The 2918-nt window shown below is 58.2% G+C and carries 2 protein-coding genes and 2 pseudogenes; all 4 read left to right on the top strand.

What is annotated here, in order from left to right; all coding sequences use genetic code 11:
• Window positions 1-233: pseudogene (locus tag EN857_RS33160) on the top strand (pyridoxal-phosphate dependent enzyme); the annotation flags it as partial.
• Window positions 234-865: 632 nt separating this feature from the next.
• Window positions 866-2011: a TlpA disulfide reductase family protein gene (locus EN857_RS33155; protein ID WP_135859699.1), complete on the top strand. Its 1146-nt coding sequence runs from the start codon at window positions 866-868 to the stop codon at window positions 2009-2011.
• Between the two features lie 83 nt (window positions 2012-2094).
• Window positions 2095-2273, top strand: a pseudogene (locus EN857_RS36000) (helix-turn-helix domain-containing protein); the annotation flags it as partial.
• Between the two features lie 164 nt (window positions 2274-2437).
• Window positions 2438-2881 carry a DUF269 domain-containing protein gene (locus EN857_RS33145; protein ID WP_236378823.1) on the top strand — a complete coding sequence of 148 codons (444 nt, stop codon included), beginning with the start codon at window positions 2438-2440 and terminating at the stop codon, window positions 2879-2881.
• Window positions 2882-2918: the final 37 nt, after the last annotated feature.

Here is a 2918-nt window from a genome sequence, read left to right as displayed (position 1 = left end):
ACTACGCGTACCCGGGTTATGGCGTTCCATCGGAGGAAACCAAAGAGGCAATCCGTCTGTGCGCGCGGCTCGAGGGCATGATTACCGATCCCGTTTACGAGGGCAAATCGATGCAAGGGATGATCGACCTCGTCCAGAGGGGCTTCTTTCCACAGGGATCGAGGGTCCTCTACGCACATCTCGGCGGCGCGCCGGCGATCAACGGGTACGGCTACACCTTTCGCAACGGCTGACGTTCGGCAGACTGCGATTCCGCCGTCGCGCTCGAACGTGGGCAGGTAGCGTCGCTCGACGCCTGGCTGCAGAAGTGGAGGCAGCGAAGGGCATCCGATACATTGGTGCAGCATTACGTGCTGTCGGGGCTCAACGCCGCGCTGATTGAGCCCAATGCCGCCGACTTGCCAGCCGCGTGGTGATTTATGTCCACGAGGCAAGGATCCACACGCGGCGGTGGCGGCACGAGGACCAAGCCGCCCCGCACTTTCGACCCGGCGCCAAAGTGCCACTGCTCGAGGACGCCGAGGCCAGTCTAATGACAGGCGAGCCATCCAAGCTCTCACCTGTCCTAAAGCGGCTGGCTCAAGAGGGCGAAACCCGACAGCGGCAGAAGACATGTCAGGTTCACGACAATCGGCCGTGTTTGGGCTCGTGGAGAATTTTCAAAGCATTCCCCGCCGCTTACCGGAGCTGAGACGGGTTGGCACGCCCATTGCTGCTTGATGGGCGGCAACACTGTGAGAGGGCTGAATCGCATGCAAACGCGCAAGACGAGCGATGGCCTCCTGATCCGTGTGTTGCGATTCTGACAGAGAAACCAACTCGCGACAAAAGCCACGAAAGGTGTGTGATAACTTTGGATACGAACATGGAACTGCGTATGGGATCCCCGGCTCCTCCGATCAAAGTGGAGAACTGGCTGCGTGGCGAGCCCCTCACGAACTTTCAGCCCGGCAAGGTCTACCTCGTTGAATTTTGGGCGACTTGGTGCGGACCATGTGTCGCGGCAATGCCCCATTTGATCGAACTGCAGGAGAAATATGAAGACAGCGGATTTGAGGTCGTCGGAGTTGCCGCCTGCGAACAGGGTCCAACCGCAGACGAAGCGCGGACCAACGTGGATGCCTGGCTGACCGAGAAGTTCCCGAATCTGAATTATCGGATCGCGTTCGATTACAAACGTGAAATGAAGAGACTGTGGTTGGAACCTAGTTTTTCATTCGGGATTCCCGCCTCGTTCGTGGTCGACCGCGATGGCCACATCACTTTTATCGGCCACCCGGCGGAACTCGATGACGTTTTGCCGAAAGTGTTCAACGGCAGCTGGCGCAGCAGCTATGAAGCGAAAGCCGCCGATGCAAAGCGAATCGCGCGTAACCAACGTGCAGCGCGCGAACAGTCAATATACGCCAAACTTAGGCCGGCGATGCAGGCCGAGGATTGGACGGCGGCGCTCTTGGCCATCGAAGAAGGCCTCGCCTTGATGCCAGACTGTCACGATTTCCGGCTGACTCGTGCGAATTTACTGCTTCACAAGCTACGCGACATGCAGACCGGCATGCCGCTAATGCGAAAATTGGTCGAGGACGCGATCGACAAAACGTCCGAGGCGGTGTCTTGGATGGCCTTGGCCCTCAACCAACTCTTCGATCCCACGATGGACAATTCCCATCTTCCGCGCGCGGAGCGCTTTGCGATGGGCAACGAGCTCTCGGAACAGATACTTACATTAAATCCCCCACAAGGCGAAGGCCCGTTTAAATACCGCCGGTACCTCCCGGTCGCCCAGTATTATTACGAGAGCGGCAACAAAGATCGCGCGATCGAGTTGATCGAGGTGGCACTGAAATCGGTGGACCGTCTGGGGCCAATTCCGGACCACGCCAAACAGTACTATCTTACCCCATTGCTCCAAGCACTTGCCAACTACACGGGTGAGCCTGCCTGTCACGCGGATCTTTGTGTGGCTCCGCAAAACAAGGCACCCGAAACTCAAAACGCAGTCACTTCCTGAGCAAGAATGAGCGACCCGAGACATAGGTGACGTTTTGTACCGGACACATGGGTAACACTTTTCGCTTTTGGCCGGAGGTGTTGATGCCGTGGAGAGAGTGTTCGGTGATGGAGGAACGTCTTCGTTTTGTAGCTCGCCTTCTCGACGGGGAAGGCATGAGCCATGTGTGCCGGGAGTTCGGCATCTCGCGCAAGACGGGCTACAAGATTTCAATCGCTACAAGGATGAGGGCCTCGAGGCCCTGACGGACCGCTCGCGCAGGCGTTCGCGCCTCGGGGAAAGGTCTCGCACTGGTGGACGTGTTCGAGGTCGGCCACGGGGCACTCTTGGGTGGGGTTGGCCCGCCCAAGCCATTCGTCTGCCACGCAAGTGGGCCCGAACCAGGCATCGCAGAAAAAGAGATCGTCCTTCAAGACGAAGACTGAAATGAGGAACAACGAAATGCCTCATGCACCGGGTGGCCCTGCTGTCAACAAGGACGACGAGGCCCTTGCTTCCCCGTTTGTCAAATGCCTTCTGCGGCTGATCCGTACTCAGGATTCCTTCGGCTTATGGGAAGGCAATTCGGACGCCGAGCTGCTGGGCGAGTTCATCATCACCAAGCAACAGCAATGTGCGATACCCTTTGGCGGCGATCCCGATCCTGACGCGCTGTGGAGGCTCGACATGTTTTACACGGCCGTGGCGCTTGCGATCGAGGAGCGCTCGGGTGTGCTCACGTCGCCAATAATTGGAATGAAACCCCTGGGGGCTTCCGGCGGTTGGTCGTTCTATCGAGACGTCCACCGGTTCGGCTTCGAGACTTTCCGCAAACTGGCTGAGGCCGGTACGAAACTGGTCGACGATGCGACTGCAGCCATTGAAGCCTAGCCCGAGATGGCGCGCATCAAGAAAACCATTGTTCCAG

The sequence above is a fragment of the Mesorhizobium sp. M4B.F.Ca.ET.214.01.1.1 genome (genome assembly GCF_004791545.1).
GTDB lineage: Bacteria > Pseudomonadota > Alphaproteobacteria > Rhizobiales > Rhizobiaceae > Mesorhizobium > Mesorhizobium abyssinicae.
This window is presented reverse-complemented; position numbering and strand designations above follow the sequence as displayed.

What these genes read in the sequence shown, in the direction of transcription:
- EN857_RS33155 (WP_135859699.1), top strand. Translation starts at nt 866, where the DNA reads ATGGAACTGCGTATGGGATCCCCGGCTCCTCCGATCAAAGTGGAGAAC.
- EN857_RS33145 (WP_236378823.1), top strand. Translation starts at nt 2,438, where the DNA reads ATGAGGAACAACGAAATGCCTCATGCACCGGGTGGCCCTGCTGTCAAC.